At 68.2% G+C, this 22,554-nt stretch carries 26 protein-coding genes; 14 read left to right on the plus strand and 12 right to left on the minus strand.

The features are described 5' to 3' along the window. Window positions 1-4: 4 nt before the first annotated feature. From ACOJVX_RS06680 to ACOJVX_RS06700, 5 genes are all read right to left on the minus strand, one after another. Window positions 5-1,324, minus strand: coding sequence for a CpaF family protein (locus ACOJVX_RS06680; protein WP_418153406.1), 1,320 nt, complete (start codon window positions 1,322-1,324; stop codon window positions 5-7). A gap of 110 nt (window positions 1,325-1,434) precedes the next feature. Continuing rightward, on the minus strand, window positions 1,435-2,229 hold the full coding sequence (locus ACOJVX_RS06685) for a chromosome partitioning protein (protein ID WP_422647336.1): 795 nt from the start codon (window positions 2,227-2,229) through the stop codon (window positions 1,435-1,437). After that, a complete protein-coding gene (locus ACOJVX_RS06690; protein ID WP_418153408.1) occupies window positions 2,229-2,879 on the minus strand; it encodes an SAF domain-containing protein in 651 nt (216 codons plus the stop codon). The genes ACOJVX_RS06685 and ACOJVX_RS06690 overlap by 1 nt, the downstream gene beginning before the upstream one ends. A gap of 119 nt (window positions 2,880-2,998) precedes the next feature. Beyond that, the gene (locus tag ACOJVX_RS06695; RefSeq protein ID WP_422647337.1) at window positions 2,999-3,730 is read right to left on the minus strand and encodes a hypothetical protein; all 732 of its coding nucleotides are present in this window, start codon (window positions 3,728-3,730) and stop codon (window positions 2,999-3,001) included. A gap of 278 nt (window positions 3,731-4,008) precedes the next feature. Further along, window positions 4,009-4,395 (minus strand): hypothetical protein, encoded by a 387-nt coding sequence (locus tag ACOJVX_RS06700; protein WP_418153410.1) that lies wholly within the window; start codon window positions 4,393-4,395, stop codon window positions 4,009-4,011. Window positions 4,396-5,005: 610 nt separating this feature from the next. Between ACOJVX_RS06700 and ACOJVX_RS06705 the strand changes: the two genes are divergently transcribed. Further along, window positions 5,006-5,512: a prepilin peptidase gene (locus tag ACOJVX_RS06705; protein ID WP_418153411.1), complete on the plus strand. Its 507-nt coding sequence runs from the start codon at window positions 5,006-5,008 to the stop codon at window positions 5,510-5,512. A 17-nt stretch (window positions 5,513-5,529) separates the two neighbouring features. On the opposite strand, the gene ACOJVX_RS06710 is transcribed toward ACOJVX_RS06705, so the two are convergent. Next, the gene (locus ACOJVX_RS06710) at window positions 5,530-6,072 is read right to left on the minus strand and encodes a winged helix-turn-helix transcriptional regulator (protein WP_418153412.1); all 543 of its coding nucleotides are present in this window, start codon (window positions 6,070-6,072) and stop codon (window positions 5,530-5,532) included. 54 nt (window positions 6,073-6,126) lie between these two features. Beyond that, window positions 6,127-6,729 (minus strand): diguanylate cyclase domain-containing protein, encoded by a 603-nt coding sequence (locus ACOJVX_RS06715; protein ID WP_418153413.1) that lies wholly within the window; start codon window positions 6,727-6,729, stop codon window positions 6,127-6,129. Window positions 6,730-6,944: 215 nt separating this feature from the next. Between ACOJVX_RS06715 and ACOJVX_RS06720 the strand changes: the two genes are divergently transcribed. The 4 genes from ACOJVX_RS06720 to ACOJVX_RS06735 all read left to right on the plus strand — a co-directional run bounded on the left by ACOJVX_RS06720 (window position 6,945) and on the right by ACOJVX_RS06735 (window position 9,375). Then, on the plus strand, window positions 6,945-7,301 hold the full coding sequence (locus ACOJVX_RS06720) for a helix-turn-helix domain-containing protein (RefSeq protein ID WP_418153414.1): 357 nt from the start codon (window positions 6,945-6,947) through the stop codon (window positions 7,299-7,301). Further along, window positions 7,298-7,807: an ImmA/IrrE family metallo-endopeptidase gene (locus tag ACOJVX_RS06725; protein WP_418153415.1), complete on the plus strand. Its 510-nt coding sequence runs from the start codon at window positions 7,298-7,300 to the stop codon at window positions 7,805-7,807. Before ACOJVX_RS06720 ends, ACOJVX_RS06725 begins: the two co-directional genes overlap by 4 nt. Then, window positions 7,804-9,075 carry an MAB_1171c family putative transporter gene (locus ACOJVX_RS06730; protein ID WP_422647338.1) on the plus strand — a complete coding sequence of 424 codons (1,272 nt, stop codon included), beginning with the start codon at window positions 7,804-7,806 and terminating at the stop codon, window positions 9,073-9,075. Before ACOJVX_RS06725 ends, ACOJVX_RS06730 begins: the two co-directional genes overlap by 4 nt. Window positions 9,076-9,225: 150 nt before the next feature. Then, window positions 9,226-9,375: a MazG nucleotide pyrophosphohydrolase domain-containing protein gene (locus ACOJVX_RS06735; RefSeq protein WP_418153432.1), complete on the plus strand. Its 150-nt coding sequence runs from the start codon at window positions 9,226-9,228 to the stop codon at window positions 9,373-9,375. A gap of 195 nt (window positions 9,376-9,570) precedes the next feature. On the opposite strand, the gene ACOJVX_RS06740 is transcribed toward ACOJVX_RS06735, so the two are convergent. Together ACOJVX_RS06740 and ACOJVX_RS06745 are read right to left on the minus strand one after the other, a co-directional pair. Beyond that, a complete protein-coding gene (locus tag ACOJVX_RS06740) occupies window positions 9,571-9,783 on the minus strand; it encodes a DUF397 domain-containing protein (RefSeq protein WP_418153417.1) in 213 nt (70 codons plus the stop codon). Continuing rightward, entirely contained in the window at window positions 9,780-10,646 is an 867-nt protein-coding gene (locus ACOJVX_RS06745) for a helix-turn-helix domain-containing protein (RefSeq protein WP_418153418.1), read from the minus strand. Before ACOJVX_RS06745 ends, ACOJVX_RS06740 begins: the two co-directional genes overlap by 4 nt. Window positions 10,647-10,961: 315 nt before the next feature. Here ACOJVX_RS06745 and ACOJVX_RS06750 point away from each other — a divergent pair, with 315 nt between their 5' ends. From ACOJVX_RS06750 to ACOJVX_RS06785, 8 genes are all read left to right on the plus strand, one after another. Further along, entirely contained in the window at window positions 10,962-11,390 is a 429-nt protein-coding gene (locus ACOJVX_RS06750) for a hypothetical protein (protein ID WP_418153419.1), read from the plus strand. A gap of 82 nt (window positions 11,391-11,472) precedes the next feature. After that, window positions 11,473-11,817: a hypothetical protein gene (locus ACOJVX_RS06755; protein ID WP_418153420.1), complete on the plus strand. Its 345-nt coding sequence runs from the start codon at window positions 11,473-11,475 to the stop codon at window positions 11,815-11,817. 93 nt (window positions 11,818-11,910) lie between these two features. Continuing rightward, window positions 11,911-13,800: a hypothetical protein gene (locus ACOJVX_RS06760; RefSeq protein WP_418153421.1), complete on the plus strand. Its 1,890-nt coding sequence runs from the start codon at window positions 11,911-11,913 to the stop codon at window positions 13,798-13,800. 10 nt (window positions 13,801-13,810) lie between these two features. Beyond that, complete coding sequence (locus ACOJVX_RS06765) at window positions 13,811-14,482, plus strand: class I SAM-dependent methyltransferase (protein ID WP_422647339.1); 672 nt, start codon at window positions 13,811-13,813, stop codon at window positions 14,480-14,482. Window positions 14,483-14,501: 19 nt separating this feature from the next. Continuing rightward, entirely contained in the window at window positions 14,502-16,502 is a 2,001-nt protein-coding gene (locus ACOJVX_RS06770) for a hypothetical protein (RefSeq protein WP_422647340.1), read from the plus strand. Beyond that, window positions 16,496-17,515 carry an enolase C-terminal domain-like protein gene (locus tag ACOJVX_RS06775; protein WP_418153424.1) on the plus strand — a complete coding sequence of 340 codons (1,020 nt, stop codon included), beginning with the start codon at window positions 16,496-16,498 and terminating at the stop codon, window positions 17,513-17,515. Before ACOJVX_RS06770 ends, ACOJVX_RS06775 begins: the two co-directional genes overlap by 7 nt. Next, on the plus strand, window positions 17,512-17,949 hold the full coding sequence (locus tag ACOJVX_RS06780) for a hypothetical protein (RefSeq protein WP_418153425.1): 438 nt from the start codon (window positions 17,512-17,514) through the stop codon (window positions 17,947-17,949). Before ACOJVX_RS06775 ends, ACOJVX_RS06780 begins: the two co-directional genes overlap by 4 nt. Window positions 17,950-18,003: 54 nt before the next feature. Further along, window positions 18,004-18,165, plus strand: coding sequence for a lasso RiPP family leader peptide-containing protein (locus tag ACOJVX_RS06785; protein WP_418153426.1), 162 nt, complete (start codon window positions 18,004-18,006; stop codon window positions 18,163-18,165). 60 nt (window positions 18,166-18,225) lie between these two features. Here ACOJVX_RS06785 and ACOJVX_RS06790 read toward each other — a convergent pair whose 3' ends face one another. Together ACOJVX_RS06790 and ACOJVX_RS06795 are read right to left on the minus strand one after the other, a co-directional pair. Further along, the gene (locus tag ACOJVX_RS06790; RefSeq protein ID WP_418153427.1) at window positions 18,226-18,459 is read right to left on the minus strand and encodes a hypothetical protein; all 234 of its coding nucleotides are present in this window, start codon (window positions 18,457-18,459) and stop codon (window positions 18,226-18,228) included. A 200-nt stretch (window positions 18,460-18,659) separates the two neighbouring features. After that, window positions 18,660-18,959 (minus strand): hypothetical protein, encoded by a 300-nt coding sequence (locus tag ACOJVX_RS06795; RefSeq protein ID WP_418153428.1) that lies wholly within the window; start codon window positions 18,957-18,959, stop codon window positions 18,660-18,662. A gap of 1,001 nt (window positions 18,960-19,960) precedes the next feature. On the opposite strand from ACOJVX_RS06795, the gene ACOJVX_RS06800 reads away from it, so the two are divergent. After that, window positions 19,961-20,920, plus strand: coding sequence for an SUMF1/EgtB/PvdO family nonheme iron enzyme (locus ACOJVX_RS06800; protein ID WP_418153433.1), 960 nt, complete (start codon window positions 19,961-19,963; stop codon window positions 20,918-20,920). Window positions 20,921-20,938: 18 nt separating this feature from the next. Here the strand turns inward: ACOJVX_RS06800 and ACOJVX_RS06805 are convergent, their stop codons facing one another. Further along, the gene (locus tag ACOJVX_RS06805; protein WP_422647341.1) at window positions 20,939-21,718 is read right to left on the minus strand and encodes an aminotransferase class IV family protein; all 780 of its coding nucleotides are present in this window, start codon (window positions 21,716-21,718) and stop codon (window positions 20,939-20,941) included. Between the last annotated feature and the right edge of the window lie 836 nt (window positions 21,719-22,554).

Below are 22,554 nucleotides of genomic sequence, written 5' to 3' on the forward strand. Positions count from 1 at the left end.
GTGTTCACCGCGACCACCCACTCGTGTCGGCGGGGGTGAGAAGGTGCGGGCTGAATCCGGCAGCTACGAGGTCATCGAGCGTGTCGTTCGTCATCGCTCCGGGCACGGCGATGGCACGCCGGTCGGGGCCCGGGCGGTAGATCTCGTTGGACAACACCTGCGGGCCATCGGCACCGACGACTTCACGCACCGAGGAGATCACCCGGGTGGCACGGTCGGTGGTTCGGCCGAGGTGAACCACGAGGTGCACGGCGGAGGCGACCAGCAGGTTCGTTGCCTCCAAGGGCAGCCGTTCGACGCCTTGCGCGGCGTAGGAGGCCAGGCGGGTGAACGCCCCCTTCGAGCTGGAGGCGTGCAGGGTGGCCATCGAGCCGTCGTTGCCCTGGGACATGGCGTTGCACATCGGAATGACCTCAGGGCCGCGAATCTCACCGACGATGACCCGGTCGGGTGACATTCGGAGCCCCCACCGCACCAGCTCGGCCTGTGAGACGGCCCCCTCGCCCTCAACGTTGGCCTCACGCGCCTGCAACGCGGTGACGTCGGGGTGACGGGGATCGGTGTCCAGACCGAGCTCGAACGCATCCTCGATGGTCACCAACCGCTCACGGGGTGGGATCTCGGCGGCCAGCCCTCGCAGCAGAGTGGTCTTGCCGATCCCGGTTCCACCGGTGATCAGGATGTTCTTCTTCGCACGCACTACCGCCCGCAGGAACTCCTCCAGCCCCGCGTCGAGGGTCCCCTGAGCGCGCAGATCGGCCAGCGCGACGTGCTGGTGTCGGTGTCGGCGGATCGACAGCGACGTCACTCCGCCGGAGGTCACGCCCAGCACAGCGAACAACCGCTGCCCACCGGGTAGTTGCAGATTCACCGCCGGTGCTCCACGGTCGAAGCGACGTTCCTCGGCACCGGTGCGCGCGGACAACAGCCGCACCAGCTCGGCAAGGTCCTCGTCGGACTCCGCGATCGGGGCGACGCGGGCGCGGGTGCCGTCGGCGTACTGCACGAACACCCGGTCGTAGGCGTTCGCGTTGATCGTCTCGATGTCCGGGTCGTCCAGCAGGGGTTGCAGCCCGGCCAGGCCGAACACCTCGTCGAGGACCTCGGTGACGACCCGGGTCTCCACCTGAGCTGGTACCAACGGCCGGTCGGCCAGCAACTCCGACTCGCTGTGCTCGCGGATCGCCTCGGCGAGGATCTCTCGTGCGAGGACACGCTGTGCTTGGGGTGATGACACAGCGCCCGTGCGCTGCTGCTGCGTCTCGACCCGCTCCGGTAGCCGGTCGATGAGTTCGACACGCAGGTGACGGCGCAATCGGTCCACCGCAGCCCCACTCGCAGGGAGCGGCGAGGGACCCTGTCCAGCCGGGGGAGGGCTGGTGCCTTCTTGCGACCAGGCGGGGCGGGGTGCGCGGATGTCTGAGGGACCCACCATCACGACCTCCCGGTTGTCAGGGCGGCGCGGGTGTCGGCTCCGTCTTCCCCACCGGGGTGCTGGACGGGTGCTGGTTCGTCGTCGCGTAGCAGAGCTCGGGCGACCTGGCGGGCGCTGCTCGCCAGCGGGGAACGGACGCGTGGGCGGCGGCTTGTTGGGCGCCCGCACAGCGCGGCGGCGCTGCGCGGATCGTGCGGGATGTGCGTGAGCACGGGTGCGCCGAGCTCACGCCTCACCTCGGCGGCGGAGTGTCCGCCACCGACGAGCAGCAGCGCGGGGCGGTGCGACCAGCGGCCGACCGTGTCGAACCGCGCGGCGAGGTGGGCCAGGGCGTCCGCGTGCGCGTGGGTGAGGATCAGCAGTGCGTCGGCGACGGCGATCAACGGCATCGTCGGCGAGCCTGGATCGAGCCGGCCGCAGTCAAGGAACACCACCGCGTTCAGCTGATTCCCGGCCAGCACCAGCGGACCCGGATCGTCGACGGTAGGAGGGGACGTGGCCAGCGCGGCCCGCGCCTGCTCGGCGCTGGGCGGTCCGGCCACGGCCGGCACCCCGGTGGGCAGCGGCCAGGCGTGCTGCCACACCAGCTCCGGGTCTCGACTGGTGCGGGCAGCGGCAGTGAGGCTGACCAACCCGGGAGTGGCCGGCAAGCCGAACCGCACCCCGAGATCACCGCCGGACGGGTCGGCTTCAACAAGCATTCGGCGTGCGGGGCTGGGCCATGCCGCTGCCAAGGCCACGGCGAACGTGGTCACCCCGGGGCTTCCCTTGACACTGGCCAGGGCGATGAGCATCACCGGTCACCTCCTGCCGGAAGTACCACGATCGACACGGCACCCGCCGGCAGGGCAGCGACCTGGGTGGCCGCGTCGGGATGCAGTTGGACACTGACCACAGTGGTCGACGTGGTGTCCTGGGCGGCCACTCCGAGCACCGTCGCCGGCCACTCCCGCACCCCCTGCCGCGGGCCGTGCTCGTCGCGTGCGGCGACTAGCGACACTGACGCCCCTGCCGCCAGCTCTGGGGGCACCTGGCCCTCGTCCAATGCCACTGCTGTCACCGCGTGGTCGGCGGCGGGCACCAGGCTGGCGCTCACGGCTTCCGGAGTCAGCAGCGATCCCGCGGGCAGGCTCGTGCCCAGTGCCCGACCCAGGAGGGTGTCGGCCTCAGCCGCGTCGACGAGGTGCACGTCAGCGTCGGCGGCGATGCGGACCTCCCGCAGGTCACCCGCAGTCAGGACCTGCCCGGCGGTGACCGGCCGGGCGATCGCCAACACCGCTCGCCGTTCACCGGCGTTGCTCCACAACCACACCGACCCGGCGGTGCAGGTCACCACCAGCAGCGCACCCACGGCGAGGTGGGGACCGCTGCGCCGTCGCCCACCATTGTCGGCGGAGATCGACTCGGGGCGAGTCCGGGATGCTGTCTGACTAGTCACTTTCATCAACAACCTCCGATCAGAAAAAGGGATTCACCAGGCCGGACGGTCCCGGCATCGACGGACACAGGCAGGCGCGTGCTCGAGGACTGCGGGCCGCACCTGAACCCGCGAGAAGAGGCGGATCAGCCGGTGTTGAGCGCGTGGGACTCCACGACACGCACCGAGGTAGTGGTCTCGGTGGTCAACTCGGGGAAGGTCCCGCTGTCGCCGCCGCCGGACCAGCTGATCGTCCAGTGCACGGTCGCGGTCACCGCGAACTCGGCCCCGGGTTCACCAACCGAGGCGGTGCGGTAGACGTGACCGCAGTCCGGGGAGGCCGCCTCGGGATCACCATCGGCGGGAAACGGGGTGCCCGGGCCATCACAGGTGATTGTCGCGCCGTCACCCGTCGTCCAGGTCACCGCGCGAGGACGTGCGAAGGCGGTGACGGAGATTCCCGGTACGGAGGCGGACGCGCTCTGCTCGCCCCAGCTGGGCGGGGTCAACCACAACCAGGTCGGCAGGTGCACCAGCTGCTCGTCGGCGGGGCTGAGCCGGACCTCCGGAGACGGAAGCCGCAGTTGGTCACGGGCGAGCGCGGCCAACTCCGCAGGCGAAGGCAGCGCGTCCTGCCCGGGTTCCTCGCCATCAGGAATCCAGATCGGCGGACGGTAGAACGCGTCGGCCCAGCCTTCCCCGGTGCACTGCCACACGTACCAGGCACCCGGCTCAGGGCCCTCCTGCTGCTGTTGCACGAGTGCGGCGTCGGCGATGCCGTTGGTGTGCGTGACCGGAACCGGGCGTACCGAGCCGGGAGCGGGTGTGGCCGGGGCGGAGGCGGGGACGACGCTGGGTGGTTCGTAGTCGCTGCGCACGTACTCGCAGTCGGCCCGCCCGTCATCCGCCTCGGGCGGTGGTGAAGCCGAGCCTCCGCCGCCCGGCGAGCCACCGGGGCCAGACGGGCGCTCCGGTTGTGGGATCCCCGGAAGCTCAGGACGGCCACCGTTGCCCGCGCCCAGATCACAGGCTGGGCTGGGGTTCTGCCAGCAGTCGATGGCACCCCACCCATCGGCCTCCGCTCGAGAAGAGCCGGTGAACAGCATCGCCCCGGTAGCACCCAGGATCAGGCCGAAGCGGGTAACGCCACCACGGCTCAGCACGTCCCCACCCCGTGCACCCCGAAGTCGCTGACCTTCCACTCGCCACCGTCCTGGCGTTCCACGATGGCGTTGATCCGCCGCCGGCCAGCGGGCTCGTCGACAGGCTCGCCGGCCTCGGTGTAGGCCAGCCACTCCGAGCCGTCGCCGCAATCGGTCACGATCACCTGACGCGGGTCCTCCGGCGGTTCCACCGACCACACCTCCGGCGTCAGCACCGGTTCCCCGCGCCGGACGACCTCGTTGTAGGCGTCGGCGTACAACCCCCGGGTCAAGGTCTGCAGCGCTAGGCCGGTGGCGTGCACAGTCAACGCCGGGTCCTGCCAGTCCGATGTCCGTCCCGCTGCGGCGAAGTCCGCCCACATCCCGCGGTACGTGGCCAACGCGGCTTCCTCGGCGGCTTCGGCCGGCGACGGTGAGACCGTGCTGCTGGGGGTGGCTGACGAATGTGAGGGGCCGGGGTTCGTCGACGGCGACGAGGGGCGCTCGCCCGGTTCGCTGGTGTCGTGGGTGCAGGCGGCGATAACGAGAACGGTTAACGCGGCGGAGGTCGTCGCGGCATAGCCACGGCGATGATCGACGAATGCGGACACGAGTTCCTCCAGATCAAGGAAACGAGGGGTGATGGAGCACATCTCTACCCGCTGTTCCCCTACTAACCGCAAGAGGAGTAAGGACGCGCATCAAAGCGCATATGAGTCGGGGACTCGACAATCACTCGAACGGAGTAGAGCATTACATCCGGTCAACATAGTCGCGCCTTGTCAACTCGTGGATCTTTTCGTGAAGGAATTGATCTCAGTGTTGATCGAAGAAAGGCCAGTCTGAGGAGGTGTTCCCCGCATCGGTTCGGAGTTGGCGGAATGGGCGGTCCTCGTGTGGGCCGGGCTCGGGGCCAGTTGTGGTTTCCTGCTCCATCGAGGTGCCCGGCACCTCGCACACCGGGAGTCGACACGCGAAAACCTGCGGCGTCCACGGCTGACGGCTGCGGCGGTGGTGGCGACCACGGTGCTGTTCGCGCTGGCGGCCTGGCGGACCGATGTGGGTCTGGAACTCGCCGCCTTCAGCGTGTTCCTCGGGGCAGCCGCGCCGCTGGCCATCATCGACGTTTGTGAGAGAAGGTTGCCCAACCGGCTGCTGATCCCGACCGGGCTAACGGTCACGTCACTGCTGATGGGTGCCGCCCACCGGGCCGGGGACTGGGCCTCGTTGGGCCGTGCCGCCGTCGCCAGCGTCGTGCTGTTCAGCGCGTTCCTCGCCGTCGCGCTGATTTCACGAGGCGGGCTCGGAGCGGGTGATGTGCGGCTGGCGGGGCTGCTCGGCCTCCTGCTCGGCTGGTCCGGGTGGACCGTGCTCGTGGGGGGAGTGCTGCTTGGCCTGGGGCTCGGCGCCGCGCACGGCGCCCTGGTCATCCTCGCCGGCGGAACCCGGCATAGCGCGCTACCACTGGGCCCCGCACTGATCGCGGGCGCCGTAACAGTGCTGCTGCTGGCCAGCTGACGAACCCGTGCTCCGCATCAGGAGACGCACCCGCCGGCATGGTGATCGGCAGCCCAGTCCACGAGGGGACGGAGAGCGTGCAGCAGCGCCGCGCCCAGCGGAGTCAGCTGGTAGGACACTGATGGCGGGAACCTTCCGACCTCGCGTTCACGGTGGACGAGGCCATCGCGTTCCATCCGTCGCAGTGTCCGGGCGAGGATGCTGTCGTGCAGCCGTGCTGACGCTCCTCGTCGCACGCTGAGCACGTTGACCCTCTCACGCAGTTCATTGAAGTGCGCCGTGCCGGCGGCCAGGCAGACGAGGATGTCGGGCACCCACTCCCCGCTGATCAGGGTGCGGATCTGCCGGAGGGCCTGCAGTTGGCGATGGTCGAGCACGAGGCACATCCAGATCGTCGAGGGTGTCGGCGGGGTGGGGACGACCTGTTCCCGTAGGTCGTCCCCACCCCGGGGGCACGGCAGTCCGCTGGAGGGAGGCGTCTGCCGTGAGCACCCCGGCCAGCGCCCGCCCAGGTAACGGCGCGGGCGGCGCGAGGTGACGGTGTCGGGGGTCGTCGTCACCCAGGCCGGGTGGCACACGTCGGGGGGCGTGTGCCCGAAGTCGGGAGCGTTGGGTCAGGGGTGTCGCGGCGCGGGCAGGGTGTAGGTGGTGTGAGTGCCGCGACCGGCGCACTTCGCCGCGTACAACGCTTGGTCCGCCGCGCCCAACATGCGGCTGAGATCCGGTTCGTCGGGCAGGGTCGCGGCCGACACCGCGCCGATCGACGCCGACACCGGCACCACCCGCGCGGCGATGGTCAGGGGCCGAGCCAGCGCGCGGGTGAGCTGGTCGAGCGGGGAAGGCGTCGCGCGGGTGAGCGCGAGGAATTCGTCGCCGCCGTCACCGCCGAGTCTGCCCAGCACGGCTTCCGGGCCCAGGCACGCGCGCAACCGGTGGGCCTGTTCCCGCAGGACGATGTCGCCACCGGTGTGACCGAGCGTGTCGTTGAGTCGCTTGAAGTGGTCGAGGTCGGCGATCAGCAACAGTGCGTCGGAGCCGAACGACGCCAGCGCACCAGTGGCCGCGACGCCCCACGGCCCGCGTCGCCAGAATCCCGTCAGATCGTCGTGGCGGAGTCGATCATTCTCGGCTTCGAGTTCGGCGGCGCGCGCCAGTACGGCGGCAAGCCGTTCAGCGAGGTCGGCGTCGGGTAGGGGCGTGAGGTCGGCACTGGTCATGATCTATCCCATCGGGCACGGGTATTCGAGGGCGGTTTGACATGAATCCGTTCGTCTTTCATTGAGTCGGCAATTCGCCTACTCTGTCAGGCGGTAGTTGTTCAACGTAGTGAACACCGTGGTGAGGACGATAGGCATGACTCGGATGAGTGTTCAACGTGTTGGACGACAGCGTGGGTGAATGTCACCCAGGTGGGTGATGCGAGGTGGGGAAGATGACCGCAGAGGAACGACTCGCGGCGAAGTTCGAGCGCTTGGTCGACGGCTACACCGCTCGGGAAAATCTCGCCGGGCTGAGCATGCGGGAGTTGTCCAGGCGTATGAGCGCCGCCGGGCACCCGGTGTCGCACGGGACGTTGACCGGGATCCGCAACGGCCGTGCAGCCATCGACCCGCGCACAATGGAATCGTTGTGCGCCTTCTTCGGAGTGCCGGAGACCTACTTCTGGTTGTCCGAGCGGCGGGCGCAGCTGCTGGGGCGCCTGGCCGACCTCGACGACGCCGACCTGGCTGCGGTCGACGCGCTGATCTCCGATCTGCGCTCCCGCCGGCACGGCGGGGCCGATCGATGACCGCCCGCCTGAACCTGTCCGCCGCGCGGCGCCGGGCCACCAATGTGTTACGAGGGATCACACTGCCCTCGCCGTGGTCGCTGCCTGACTTCATCGCCGACGTCGCGCGAGCACGGGGACGTCCGATCATGGTCGAGCCCGCGACGATGAGCCGGCACGCCGTGCGCGCCACCGCGTTCTGGGTGGCCGAACCCGATCTGGACCTGATCGTCGTCGATGACACCGGTTCCGAGCTGTACCAGGAGAACGCTGTCCTGCACGAGCTCGCCCACATCCTGCTCGGCCACCAAGGACTGCCCCTGCCGCGCGGGCACCACGACTCTGAGGAACCGCCCCGGGTGTCCCACCGTCGTCACCGCCCCGACCAACGAGAGCTGGAAGCCGAAACCTTGGCCTACGCCATCTGGCGCGCCGCAGGGCGAGCTCGTGCGCTGACCATCGCCGCCCGCGAGCCGAACCGGCTGCTGACCGGGGCGTTCGAAAACCCGGGGACGGCCACCGAATGAGGGATGCGATCCAACTGGCGGTCATCGCCGTCGTGCTGGCCGCCGTCGTCGCCAAGGCCCTGCACCTGAGCAGACCCGGTACGAATCGACCCGCTGCCGCGTTCATGCTCGGCTGCGCGCTGACCCTGGCCTTCAGTCTGGTCCTGGAACTGCACGCCGTCACTCCCCACCTCGACGAAGCACTGGGGGAGCGGTGGTCCTACGCTCTGCGGCACACCGTCGCGATCAGCGTCGCGTTCCTGCTGCGCTCGGCGTTCCTGTGCTGGGTGTGGGAACCGGGACGTGCGCGGGTGCGCCGACTGCGTATCCATACCGCGATCCTCGGAGCGATCCTGGTGTTGCGGTGGGCACTCGCGGGCTTCGGCACCGACGCCGATGCCGCCGCCGCACTGCAGGACTCGGACTGGCTCGCCGCACCCTGGTCCGCCGCGGCGGTCTCCCTCTACGTCGCCTACATGCTTTCCTCCACGATCAGCGTCGCGATCCTGGCCAACGTCTGGGCAAGAGACCCCGATACCCGGCCCTGGACCCGCCGTGGCCTGCGTCTGATCGCCCTCGGCGTCATCGTGATCGGCTTCTACCTGCTGCACCGCCTGGCCTACCTCATCCTCGCGCTGCTTGACGCCGCGCCTGCCTACGACCAGTACCTCGTCGAATGGGCCCTCATCGCCGTCGGCGCGATCCTCACCAGCCTCGGCCTGGCCGCACCCCTGGTCGCCACCACAGTGCCCGCCGCCGTTCGGCTGGCCCGCGATCGCGCTGCCTACGGTCGCCTCGCGCCGTTGTGGGCCGCCCTCGTGGCCGTCCGCCCCGAAGTCGTGATGGTCCTACGCCCGGCGTGGTGGCCTGCTCGCTTCCACCGCCTCTGGGACACCTTCTCCCTCGGCCGACTCGACCAACGCCTCCACCACCGCATCATCGAGTGCTGGGATGTCCTCGTTTACCTTCACCCTCATCTCGACGCCCGTGTTCGTGCCACCACCTACATCCGAGCCCGAGCAGACGGACACGACCACGACACCGCGGACGCCCTCGCCCACACGAGCATGATTCACACCGCCCTCCACCACCACCGCCGCCGCCACCCACCCGTTCCCGGCCACCACCGCGCACGGACCCTCGACACCCAGTCCACCCTTGCCGCCAATGTCACCTGGTGGACCCGCATCAGCAAGCACTGGAAGAACGGCGAAGGCTTCCTGCCCAGCGAACCAGCCGAAGTGGCACTGGAGGGCCCTGTTCCTCGCGAGGCACGGCGAGCCACCTAGTAGCGAATCTTCGCTGAGGGTGATGCAGGTCGCCCTGGCTTGGTGGAAAGCAGTGCCTGCGCCCACGCCGAGGTTCACTGCGTTCCACGTGCTGCGCCTCGTCGGGGGTGGCCTTGAGCACGAAGGTAACCGAGCAGCGGGCGCCGGGAAATCGCCGACGAGCTCGGGGACGTGTTCTGGTACGCCGCGCGCGTCGCCGAAGTCGCGGGCATCACCCTCTACGACGCCCTAGACGCCAACATCGCCAAGGTCAACCGCAGGCTGGCCAACGGAACACTGTCCGGCAGCGAAGGCCGGTAAGCGCCCCCAGAAGCCCCTGCTCCCCGGATCCGGTTCGCGGGCTCCGGGGCGTGTCCGAGTACACTATGTGATCGAGTACGGCATCATCCTTTGTGGGCCCGGCCGGCGCTCACACAACAAGGAGACCTCCCAGCCGCCTGGGTTGGCCGGGAGGGCTTCTTCCTGTTCACTGCCCTTGCGAGCAGTGGGGGACGGTCAGTCGAACTCGCCGTCCTTCACGCCGGCGAGGAACGCCTGCCATTCGACCGGCGTGAAGTAGTGGGCTGGCCTGGAGCGGTCCTTGGTGTCCCGCAGCCAGCGGCCACCGTCGGTGGTGACGGCGACTTCGACGCACCCCTGGTGGTCATTGCTGTAGCTCGACTTCTGGAACTGGTCGTCCCGTGGCAGGTCGAGCGGGTATTCCTTCACTTCAGCACCTCCTGTGCAGCTCGGCGCAAGATCGCTCGCGAGTCTTCCTGGGTCGCGGCTTGCACCTGTAGCCGGGTCATCGTCCGCTCATAGAGTGCGACCTCTTCGGGCTTGTCGTAGTAGCGGCCTTCGACCAGCCCTTCCAGGTAGACGACACCAGGATCTCCTGCCATTTCGGCAGGAAACTTCAGGACCTGGAAGCCGCCGGATTGCGCCAGGTGCGCCCCGGCGTTCAACGGCAGGATTTGCAGGTCAATGCGGGGCCGCTCGCTCATCTTGATCATGTGATCGAGCTGTTCGGCCATCACCTCGGTGCTGCCGCGCTGACGGGTGAGCACTGCCTCGTCGATGACCGTCCACCACCGGACGGGATCGTCGTCGCGGTGGAGGATCTTCTGGCGGCCCATGCGCAGCTCCACACGCTGTTGGACCTGCTCGTCAGTGAGCTCCGGATCAGCACGGATGACCGCCTCGGCATAGGCCGGGGTTTGCAGCAGGCCGGGCATGACGTAGGCATCGAAACTCAAGACGTCTGCGGCACCGGCTTCCAAACCGAGGAACAGGTCGAACCAGGGCGGAACGGCACCGCTGAGCTTGTCCCACCAGTTCTTCCCCTTGCGGGCCGCCTCAACGATCCGCAAGAAGTCAGGCAGTCGATCGGGTTTGCCGTAGAAGTCGAGCAGGATCTCCAGAACCGGCTTGGACGGCAATCGCTCGGCGGTCTCGAGGTGCCCCACCTGTGCACGTGACAAGCCGAGCCTCTGCATGACCTCGGAGCGTTCCTTGCCCGCTTCTTCGCGGAGCTGGCGCAGGTTGAGGCCGATCCAGCGCTTCAGCAGTGCAGGGCTCGACGTGGCAACCACAGTGATCTCCTCCGCCTGTTGGCATCCCGGCCCCCGGCATACAGCTCTCTGGTTGGCATCGAAGACCAACATCACCCAAATGGGCGCATAGACAACTCTTGGCCCTGTAGCTGCTCCGCTGTAGCGTCTCCATGTAGCTGCTACAGCTCTAAGCCTACAGTAGACCAGACCGGGTGGAGCGCTCCGGTGTCAGCGATCACCACCAGCGCTCCGTTGAGCGCTCCCCCGGTTGCCCAGACGGGCGGCGGGCCCGGCGTGACCCCCGACAACGCCGGGCCCGCCGCTCCCCAACCAACCGGCAACGGGGAGTCGGAGATGGACGAATCGACCGCCGAACTTCAGCGCCTCGGGCGCAGCGGCTTCACCGGAGCGCCGATCCCGGACGAAGACGGGCTCGCTCCTGTCACCCTGGTCTATATGCGTTGGTGGTCGGCGGGGGTGCTGGACGTCGTCACCGTGCTCGGTGAGGACCAAGCCTCGGCCTACCGCGCCAGCAACCTGGATCCGCGGCGTCCCGAAGACCTCAGTGACGTGATCGTGCGTTGGCGGGCCACCGGCACCGCCCTCGAGGTCACCGCTGCGGTGATGGACCTCCCGTCGCCGCTCGAAGGCGGCCTGCCGATCTCCGTGCGTCCTGCCGACCAGCCCGCCGTGACCCACGTGCGGAGGAGCTGTGAACGCCATGAGCGACAGCGCGGAACACGACCTGGACAAGCGCATTCCCGGCGCGCAGAAGGGGCGTGACGTGCTGTCCGCTCTCCGAGCCAGATGCAGCTGACTTCGGAGAGGAACCACCACGACCAATCCAATCCGAGGAAGTGATGTCATGACAGCGAGACTGTCTGAAGTGGACATACCGCTGCTGCTGGCGCTGACCTACAGCGACCGCCCGGAACGGCCGGCGCACCTGCCGCCCGTCCACGAGCACAGCTTCCTGCTGCTGGTCCAGGAAGCCCACCCCGAGCTCGAGCACGCCAGCCAGCCCCACGGTGGCCGCGGTGCGGTCGTGCACGTCTTCCGGGACCGCCTCACCCACGAGTTCGCCGTGCTGTTCCACCGCGACAACGGCCAGCACACCGTCAAGGAGAGCGGCTTCCCGTGGCTGGACTGGCTCAACCAGCTGGCCGGGATGTGGCAGGGCACCCAAGCACCCATGCGAGGTGGTGCGTGATGCCCCCGCTCCTGGACTCCGCCGCGCTTCAGGCCAAGCCGCTGAAGAACGCTGTGACGCTGCCCGGCCTGGAACAATTCCGCCTTTCCCGCGGTGCTGGCCGCTGCCATGCCGGGCGTGCAGCACTCCCGGCAGTCGTGGCCCGACGAACAGGACGAGCACTCGCTGGTGGACGCGGAGACAGGCTCGGCGGTGCGGATCATCATCACCTGGGATCGCCGCCAGGGCCGGGCCCGGCCCTGCATCGCCGAGATCGGCACCCGCAACCTGTGGGACGAGCTGGTCGTCGTCCTCGGGGAGTGGGAACGCAACAGCCGCACGATCCCGCCACACTGGCAGGCCCGCGCGCAGCGCGAAGCGCTGCCCACCAGCGAAAAAGCCGAGTTCCAGCTCGGCGGCGCGCACCTTCAGAACGGGCGGGTGGAAGATGGGATCCACGATCCCCGGCACACGTCATCGTTCGCACTCCCGGTACCGCGTCAGCTGCCCACCCCGCCGGTGGCTGTATTGGAACTCGATCTCCGGGTGCGCGACGAACTCGACGCGGCGGCCGCCGAGCAGGAACCCGGGATCGTGGCATTGCTGGTCGGGAATCAGGGCGTGACCAACGCCGTCGCGCTGGACTGGATTCACTCCTCATCAGCAGCCACGGGCCCCGACGGTCGCCGAATCCGTCGCGCAGCTCCGCGTACACAAGACGCGGGAGGCCGACCTCGATCCCGAAACCACGCAGGTCATCCGACCCCGACGAAGCCATCTAGCGAACCCCCAGCCCTGGCCCGTACACCCGTACACCCGTACACCAGGAATGTTCCGGCCGGGGTGTTTTGGCCACCCGATCCGCCCGGCCACGCAGGCCGGGGGAACAGAAGGAGGATGATGAGTCCACCAGCCGAAGTTGCTGATGACGGCGCCGACGCGGTGCTGCGTTCCTACGAGCAGTTGGCCCTACACCACGGGATTCCGCTGGAAGACGTGCTGCTGATGGCCGTGAACCTGCATGGGGTGCGGGGCGATCGGCCCCGCAACCGGGCGCGGCTGTCGTTGCGTTTGGTGCGCGAGCCGAACACGCCGTGGATGGTGATCGTGCCGCTGAACAGCATGAACTCGCCGTTCCGGTTGATCGGCCAGGAGCTGAAGCTGGGATCTGTGTTGATCGCGCACGTAACGCGGATCGAGGGCGACGACGCGGTGGGCGGCTACTTCCGGGCCGGTGGTCGGGCGGTGACGCTGAACCCCAACGCCCGCTCGCGGTGCACCGGATGCGCGTTTTGCCCCAACACCCTGGAGGCCGCCGCTGATCCGCGGTTGACCGAGGAAACCAAGCTGACCGCGCTGCTGGAATCGCTGGCGCTGACCTCCCCGACGGGCTCCCTCGACACGGTCGAGGTCGTCACGGAGTCCACCGGCTGCTACCAGCTTGAAGAAGCCGCCGTGAAGCACTTGCTTGACTTGCGCCGCGTGCTGACCGCAATGGGCTTGGGGCCGCACATCGGGTTTTTGACCAGCGTGGTGCGGTCCGACGACGCGTTCCGCACACTGGCCGAGCAGGTCGCCCCGTTCACGCTGTGGTTGACGATCGAGTGCTTCACCCGTCGCGACCTGCTGCTCAAGGACACCAAGGCCGATCTCACTCCGCAGCAGATGCCCGACCTGCTGGCACGAACGCGGTCTGCCGGGCTGGACGCCTCGTTCAACCTCGTCGTCGGCCTCGACCCGCTCGACCAGCTCATCGACGGGGTACGGCGCCTGGCATCGCATCTCAGCGACTTCCCGAACTTGCAGGTCTACCAGGCGCACACCCCGCTGATGTCCAGCCTGCGTGCAACCGGCGCCAATGAGCTGGAGTTCTACCTGTACGCCCGCACCCGGCTGGAGCCTGTGCTGTCGTCCACCGGGCTCACGCCGGTGCGATGGCACTGCTACCGGCCGCTGTGGCACTACGAATTCGCCGGTCATCCGCTGACCGGCCCGACCGTGTGAGGAACTGGCAATGGCTGACTGGAACACGCTCTTCACCGATGAAGCCCACATCAAACGCGCACCCGAGGGCGCGTTCTACAAGTGGACCTCCACTGTGGAGTCCCTACATCCCGAGCGGCCGATCCGCGCCTGGGATCTGTGCTGCGGCGCCGGTCGGCACACAGTCGCAATGGCCCGACGCGGGTGGGACGTCCATGCCTCCGACATCTCCGAGACCGGCATCACCGAGGCCCGTGCGTGGCTGGACCGCTGGGAGCTGGACGCGCACCTGGCGGTGGCCGACATGACCGAGATGCCCTGGCCCGAACGATCGTTCCACGCGGTGATCAGCTGGGATTCGATCCACCACAACACGGTGGCCAACATCCGCACCGCAGTCGCCAACGTCTACGAGCACCTGGTGCCGGGTGGGCTGTTCATCGGCACGATCAAGTCGGACAAGGCGTTCTCCGCCGATCGCGGCCGTGAGATCGAACCGGGCACCCGGATCAAGGACGTCGGCAGCGACGCCGGAGTGATCCACCACTATTTCGGCGAGGACGAGCTGCGGCAGCTCTTCCGCGACTTCGAGTACATCGCCCTGGCCGAGAAGGTCATGGACTACAAGGAGTACGACCGGCAGCTGAACCCGTTCGGGTTCACCACGTGGGCGTTCTGCCTGCGCCGCCCCACCCGAAGCTGAGCGAGCGCGGAGCACAGACGTGGACTCACCTATTCGCGCCCATCAGGTGTGGCGGGCGCTGACCTACCTGTCGGTGGCCCAGCTGTACCTGCGCGACAACGTCCTCGCCGCGCGGCCACTGCGCGGCGAGGACGTCAAATCCCGGCCGGTGGGGCACTGGGGCACCGTGCCCTCGGTGGCCTGGGCACTGGCGGGGCTGGCGACCCAGGCCACGCCCGTCCGGCCGGTCATCGGAGCCGGGCACGCGGGCATCGTCCAGCGCAGCTACGCCTGGCTGACCGGTGATCTGCACCAGCTCCGGCCGCAGTACGACCGCAACCGGGCCGGGCTGGCCGCGTTGTGCGCCGACTTCCCGGCCTGCGACGGGCTCGGCGCCGAAGTCCACCCTGAGTTGCCCGCCGGCGGCTACGTCGGCGGGCAACTCGGGCCCGCGCTCGCGTTCGCTCAAGCCGCTGCGGCCGCAGGCGATGGTGAATCGGTGGTCGTGCCGATCATCGGCGACGGCGAAGCCGAGACCGGAGAAACCGCGGCAGCCTGGCTGGCCGACCCCGTCATCCGCCCCGACCCCGCGCACGCACCGCTACTGCCGATCCTCAACCTCAACGGTCTGCGCATGGGGTCGACCTCCCTGCTGGGATCCCGCCCGGCGCGGGAAGTCGACGCCTACCTCCGGGGAACGGGCTGGCGGACCCGGTGGGCGCACGTGAGCAGCGCCAGCCCTGGCGAAGCCGACCAGTTCACGCATCTGCTGCGGCAAGCCCTGAATTCCGTCCGCGACGGCGACCGCCTCGTGCTGGTGCTGGACATGCCCAAGGGACTCTCCGGCCCGGCCGCCGCAACACCGGCGTGCCACAAGACCCCGCTGCCGGATCCGGCCGGTGATCCACGCCAGCGCGCCGAGCTCGCAAAATGGATGTCCTCCTACCGGCCCCGCGAGCTGTTCACCGGTGGCGGCGCCCCCGCCATCGACCTGAGGACGCTACCGACGTGGCCGCCCGCGCCCCCACCTCGCCCGATTCCCACGTCCCCCCGGCAATCGGTGCCGACACCGTCTGCGGGATGGTCGTTGGCGGCCGAGATCGTGCTGCGCGCGCACGCACCGCGAGGACTCCGGGTGTTCTGCCCCGACGAGCTCGCGTCCAACCGGCTCGCCGCGCTCGCCGACGAGCCCTGGACCAGCGAAGTACTCAACGAGCCGGTGTGCTCCGCGTGGCTGCACGGCCACACCGCCGCCGGGAGGCCCGGCGTGCTGGCGACCTACGAAGCGTTCGCCCCACTGATCGCGGGCTCTCTGTCGCAGCACGCCAAGACGCTGCGGCTGCTCACCGATCGCGACCGGCGTCCGTCGGTCAACGTGCTGGTCACCAGCCTCGGGTGGCACAACTGCTACACCCACGGCGACCCCAGTCTGGTCACCACCCTGCTCGGGCTGGCCGATCCTGCGGTGCGGATCTACACGCCCGCTGATTTCCGCCGGGCCGCGGTGCAGCTCGACGGGATGCTCGCCAGCACCGGCGCGATCAACGTGCTCGTCGTCGACAAGCACCTGCCCGCCTGCGGTCCGGCCGAGACGATCGAGCAGGAGATCGCCCAGGGGTGGGCGATCTGGCATGAGCCGCCGTACCCGCCGCCGGTGGTGCTGATCAGCGTCGGCGACCTCGCCGCGCACCAGCTCCACCGTGTGCGCGAGGAGCTGGGCCTGCCCGCTCGGCACGTTCATGTGCACGAGCCCGCGGTGCTCGGCGATCCGGCCGACTGGCCGCAGGCGATCACGCCGGTGCGCTGGAGGCAGGTGTTTCCTCCCGGTGTGCCGATGCTGGTGGCCACCACCGGCCAGCCGGCTGCCTTATGGCCGCTGCTCGGCCCCCGCGGCCACCGCCCGCTGGTCGTACGCGGGTGGCGGGAACCGGCCGCGCCCCTGGACACGCAGGGATTGTTGCGCACGGCCGGGCTCGACCTCGACTCGCTGAGGGCCAGTGTCGTCGAGTTGATGGACACAGTGCGGGAGGCGATGTGCTGATCGACGACGTGATGCTGTTCGACGCCGGCGGCCACGCCCTGGATCCCGGCGACGACCACTACTTTCTGGGTCTGCGCTGTGCCGGCGGCCTGACCGGCTGGTACGGGCCGCTGCCGGAACGCCTGGCCGTGTTCGCGGCCCGGCTGGCAGCTGGGCTGCGCGGGCAGCCCCTGACCGTCGACCGGCTCCCGGCTCTGCTGGCGGACGTGGCGCCCACCGGTACTGGCCGTGGAGTTCGGGCTGCCCTCGGCGCGGTCGACTGCGCGGCCTGGGACGCGCTCGGTCGCGCCGCCGGAGTTCCGGTGGCCCGGCTGATCGCCGCCGAGCCCGCAGCGCGCGTGCCGGCCTACGCCTCCTGGCTGAGCCTGGATGTCACCACCGAGCGCGGCCGTGACCAGGTCACGCGCCTGGCCGGGCAGCCCTGGACCCACACCAAGTGGTCCGCTCGCGTGGGAGCGGGCTGTGGTGTCGGCGAGATGGCCGATCACATCGCCGCAGTCACCCGCGCCGCCGGCGCTCCAGTGGCCATCGACGCGGTCGGCACCTGGACCTCGGCCGTGTTGGACGCGGTGCTCGCGGCCCCGCCCGCCGGCGTGGTGTGGCTGGAAGACCCGTTTCCTTCCGGGCACGAACCGCTTCCCGCCGGGCTGCCGGTTGCCCTCGGGGAACATTGCACTACCACCGAGGACCTGCTCGACCTCGCCCAGCGGCACCGGCCGGCCGTGCTGACCCCGGATGTGCTCTGGCTCGGCGGGCTCAGCGCCGCCCGCCGCGCGCTGCTGGCCCTTGCATCCGCCGAAGTTCCGGTGTGGCTGCACGGCCGCGCGTTCGCACCGGCGCTGCACTTGGCCGCCGCCATCCCGTGGCTGATCGCCGGCATGGAGTACCAGCACCATTGGTGGCCCCGCCGGATGGCCGTGCTGGCCGAGGAGTTCCCGGTCGCCGCGGGTCACGTCCTCGTCCCTGACCGGCCCGGCCTGGGGCTGGCGCCGAAAGGAGCCTTCCGCGCATGAACTCCCCGGATCCGATTCTGCTCAGCGGCACGGCCCGGTGGCCGGACGGGCATCTGCTGCTGGTGTGCGACCAGCGCGTGCTCGGCGTTGACACGTTCCTGCGGAGCTGGTTGACCCTCGACACCGACCGCCGCCCGCAAGCGGTGCGCGTGCACACCTTCGACGAGCACACCGTGCTCGAACCGCTCGACGGCGTCGGCGCCGCGCCCGCGGCGGGCACGGAGTGGCGCGGGCAGCTGGAGCTGCGCCACGGCCTGCGCCCGCCGGTGGTGCCCCCGGACCTGGTGCAGGCGCTGGCCGCTGCGTCGATCAGCACCGATCGGATCAGTGTCAGTCACCTCGCGCACCTGCTGCACTGGCTGCACGAAGCGCGTGATCAGCACATCCGCCAGCAGCGCATCGACCAGATCGTCGCTTCTACTCGCCAGCACTGAGTCCCGGCCGCACCGCCGGGCACAGGAAGAAGGAACCCACGGAGGGAGAACGTGATGCACGACGATCAGCCCGAGCCCAGCACCGCTGCGGAGCCCTACGAGGCGCCCCGGATCACTGAGGTCGGTTCATTCGGAAAGATCACGCGGGGCCAATACTCCCGCACGATCTCCGACGACTCTGACGCCGGCGGGCACTGCCACGGATCCGGCGCCTGACCAGGAAGGAGGTTCATGCCTCTGGTTCGCGGGCGTGGTGCGGCGTTTTGGTGGTGCGCGCTAGTCGACACCAGCGGCACCGCGGCCGCGGTTCTCGACCGGGTCGGGGTAGTGGCCGCACGTCATCGCTCCGAGCGCCTGCGGGTCATCACGCATCCGAGCACCCGCACTCGGGTGCTCGACCAGGGCCGGGTGCGGCTGGCGGCGGTCGGCGAGGTCCTGCCCACCACCGGGCAGCTCGCTGCGGCCGCGGGGCCAGACGCCGAACCGGCGGCGGGGTCCGCAGGAGCGCATCTGCTCCTCAGCGGTAGCGATGGCCGCACCCGGGCCTTCGCCGATGCCGCAGGGTTCCGCCGCGTGTACACCGCCCGCGTGCACGACACGACCGTGGCCGCCAGCCACACCAGCCTGGTACGGCAGCTCATCGGCGCCCCGGTGGACCCGGTCTGGGGCGCGGCAAAGCTGCTCACTCCCGAGATGCCCCACGCGCTGCGTCAGACCAGAACGCCGTTCACCGGCATCAACCCGGTCCCGGCCGGGCACCTCGCGGAACTCGCCGGCGGTCGGTGTCCGTCACCCGCGGCGATCTTTTCGGCGGAAAGCCGCTCCCACATCAGGCCCACCGGGCGTCGCCTCGGGCTGCATTCGATCACGTGCTCGGGGGTGACGATCAGGTCCACGCTGAAGTCGTGGTCCGACTCGGGAAGGTCCTCGTCGACGACCTGGAGGGCATACACGGTGGTCGCGATCACGGTCTCGGATCGAGTGCGCCTCGCTTCCTGCAGCAGCGCCACCGCGCGGTCCCCTGCTGCCTTGCCCAGGCGAACCCAGCGTCAGTTCGCCGCGACACTGCCACAGGCCACCAGATCGACGGGTATGAAAGTTACTGGCCCGTTCAACGTTCTTCAGGATGAGAGGAAGGAAAGCTCTTGGCGCCTGAGTGCGCCGACAAACGCCCGATTCCTAATCGCTTCGCCAAGTTTCCGCCCTAACTGTCGAGCGATTCTTGCGATGGTAACAGTGCTCGACCCTGCGAGATAAAGGATCGACTTTGGGTGTCCTGTTCCACGTGCGTGTATGCCTTGAACGATGTCTACCCGACCGATGTTGCTTAGGTCCGGCTACCGATGACCGAGCAGCTGGCATGCTCAACGCGTAAAACTAAATCAGCTCAGCGCTGGAGAGTAGGCGATCGTCACACACCAACTCCCAAGACTTGGCTGCGGCTCCGATGTCGCTGGCGTCCCGGGGACACAGCAGAACACGGTCGCGGACAACCGCATCAGCGCGGGAGAGGCAGTTCATGCTATCCGATGATCGATGCCGTCTGACCTGTGGGAATGCTGTACTATGCCAACTCGTGTCGTAAGAAGCACTAGGTTGTCCTGGCTCTCCTTGCTGATCGCTCGTGACTGAGCCACTTCATGTAGGTGCTAGCGCCAGGGTGTCCATCCGGAACTGAACTGCCGAGGGAGTGAACATGCGTCAGACCAGCGAGGTCATAGGCAAAGGTAGGCCATGGCAAGCGCCGCGGACACTGCTGGAGCAGAAGGTCAAGGAGCGCCGCCAAACGTTTGAGGAGTTCGCTGAGTTCGTGGAGGTCTTCGCTCGACGGCATGGCGAGCGAGGAACCATCAGCGTGCGGCACCTTCAGCGGCTGGCTGCCGGCCGGAAGGAGGGTGACGAGCCCCTCGGTCCTGTCCGGCCAGCCACTGCTCGGTTGCTCGAACGGATCTTCGGCGTGGGTATCGAGGCGCTACTAGCGCCGCCGGCAGAGGCTGTTGCTCAGGTCGGCATGGATCGAGCGGCGAGCGATTCACCCGAAGGCCATCAAGGGCCTGTTCTCGTGCGAGAGCGGACTCGGTCCAGTGGTGTACACCGAAAGCGAACTGGGCTCAAATATGCCCGTAAAACTGCGGGTTTTACTCAGGATCAGCTTGCGAATTCTATGCAGGTCGACCGTTCGACAGTATTTCACTGGGAGTCAGGTGAACATACTCCTCAGCCCTACCTGTGGCCAAGGCTTGCTAAGGTTCTAGGGATTTCTCGGGAGCATCTTGCTGAGCTTCTTGACCAGGGTGACCTGCCGTCCCCCAGTACGCGAGAACCTATCGGCGTGAGTCACGTTCGACATCCAGTGGACGGCCGACTGATGGCTAAGGTCGACGGAAGTGTCTTCCAGGCCGGGCCGGCAAACGAACCTGTTTGGCTGCCAACCTTTTACATTGATGTCTACCCGGTGACCAATGTCGAGTACGGGCGGTTTCTGGCCGCAACTGGTCACGCCCCGCCCCAACACTGGCCAGCAGGGCAGCCGCCGGCGCACCTTGACCACCCGGTCGTCTTCGTCACCTGGACCGACGCGGCCGCTTACGCCAGCTGGGCCGGGAAGTGCCTGCCGAGCGGTCAGCAGTGGGAGAAGGCCGCACGGGGTACTCGAGGCATCGTCTACCCATGGGGAGACCAGCCCACCCCAGCCAAGTGCAACGTTCGGGAGAACGGTGTGGGAAGCACCACTCCAGTAGATTGCTACCAGAGTGGTGCAAGCCCTTACGGCGTCCTCGACATGTGTGGCAACACCTGGGAGTGGTGCTCCACTGAGACCAAGCCCGGCCGTTACGAATTGAAGGGCGGCGCTTGGACGAGTCCGCTCCTACGGGCGACTCCGTCGTTGTCTAACGATGCCGCTTTGAGCATGTGCGACGACGACACCGGTTTTCGATGCGCAGTCACCGCTGAAACACTCGAGCACTGAATGATTGTTGAAGCACTGTCAAATTCCTTCTTTGGGGGTTTTCAAGTACAAGGATTTCAATTGGTCCGCAAGGGGGCTATGGGTAGGCCATGTGTGGCCTCCTATCGAGAGCACGGGGCGAACTCCCGTTGCCGCGTTAGTCGCGAACGCGAATTCCATGTTCGACAAGTCGGAAATGGTGATTCGCTCGGTGCGTGCTGGCTTTTTCAGCACCTGATTCAGTAACTTCATTGTAACCCCGGGAAGCCATTCTGAGTGTGGCCAAATAATTTGGCCACCTCGGACAAACCCAATGTTTGATGTGGCGAGTTCGGAGATTGTCCCATCCGGGTTCAGGAAGAGAACGTCGTCGTAGCCTTCGCGTTGGGCGGTGCGGCGGCACCGCAACGCTCCGAAGAGGCCAATGTGCTTGACCGCAGGGAGTTCTCGCCGGTACGAGGACGTTTGCAGGCGCAGTGGGCTGGCTGGGGATGATGTTGCGGGTCGCGTTGTCACCAGTACGTGAGGAACGGCGTCAGAGCCGATGGTGCCCAGGTCAAGCCCTGGATCGTAGACCGTAACTCGCGCGACGGCGCACGGCGCGGCGTCTGACAGGGCACGTCGGAGGTAGTCCCGCACACGGTCAACGTCCAAGGCGACGTCGAAGAGGAGGCGGCAGTCGTGCGCCAGCCGCTGCATGTGGAGAGACAAGCCGCGCACACGACCGCCCTCCGCCAACATCGACGTGAAGTGACCATAGTTGGTCAGCGCCAGAGCCTTGATCTGGTCCAAGCTCGGAGGAACACCGTTCAGTTGCATAGGTAACAGCTTCTCAGGCGGCCCGCCTCCGGGCGAACCTGAAACTTTCACGACGCGTTGCTCGCAGGTTCGCCCACGAACATGCGTCGGTCATCTGCTTCCGGTGGACCTTGTCGTCTCACTCCGGTCTGTCCCTGCGCGGCGGCCTGCCATTGCTGCGCCTTCCACCGTTCGGGAGTTGCCCGCAACCTCCGATGTTCCTGCAGGCCATGCGGGGGGTGTCCCCACCGACGCCACACCTCCGCAGTGCCCGCGCTCTGGACCCCCATTGAGCTGGACGCTTAGCTGTGCTCGTCACCGATCAACGGACAACATCGGGAACGAGCCGCACCTCGTCAACAACCGATCCGATGATGGCCGGGCCCGCTACCAGCGGGTCCAGGTGGAGTCAGCGGCGTCGTTGTCCTCACTCGGAACCAGGAGCGCCGCATGAGAAAGAACCTTCGTTTCGCGACAGTGGCACCGCCGCGAATCGTTCCGACCACGCTCGCCGGAGCTGGTCTCCTCGGGATCCGGGTGTGCGTCCGGGTCTGGAGCACCGCGTTCCGCGGTGACGCACGATGAAACGCCGTGGACCGTGGGCTGTGACGTGCCGGGACGCCTCCGGTCGGGCTCGTGAGTTCCGGGTGGTCGTGCGTGGCTCGGAGGTCGTGGTCGTGGCGCCTCCGGGGGAGGCTGCCGCCTTCGACGCCACCGAGGCCGCACGTCTCCTCACCGTGATCGCGAAGGCCACCTCCACGGCTTCCGCACCCGGCGCGGGTGGCACCGGCTCCTCAGGAGCCCGACGAGCACGGTGAGGCCGGACATCGGCGGCCCCCCTCACGTCGTGGCCCCTC

The organism is Actinoalloteichus caeruleus (assembly GCF_049311605.1).
Classification (GTDB): Bacteria; Actinomycetota; Actinomycetes; order Mycobacteriales; family Pseudonocardiaceae; genus Actinoalloteichus_B; species Actinoalloteichus_B caeruleus.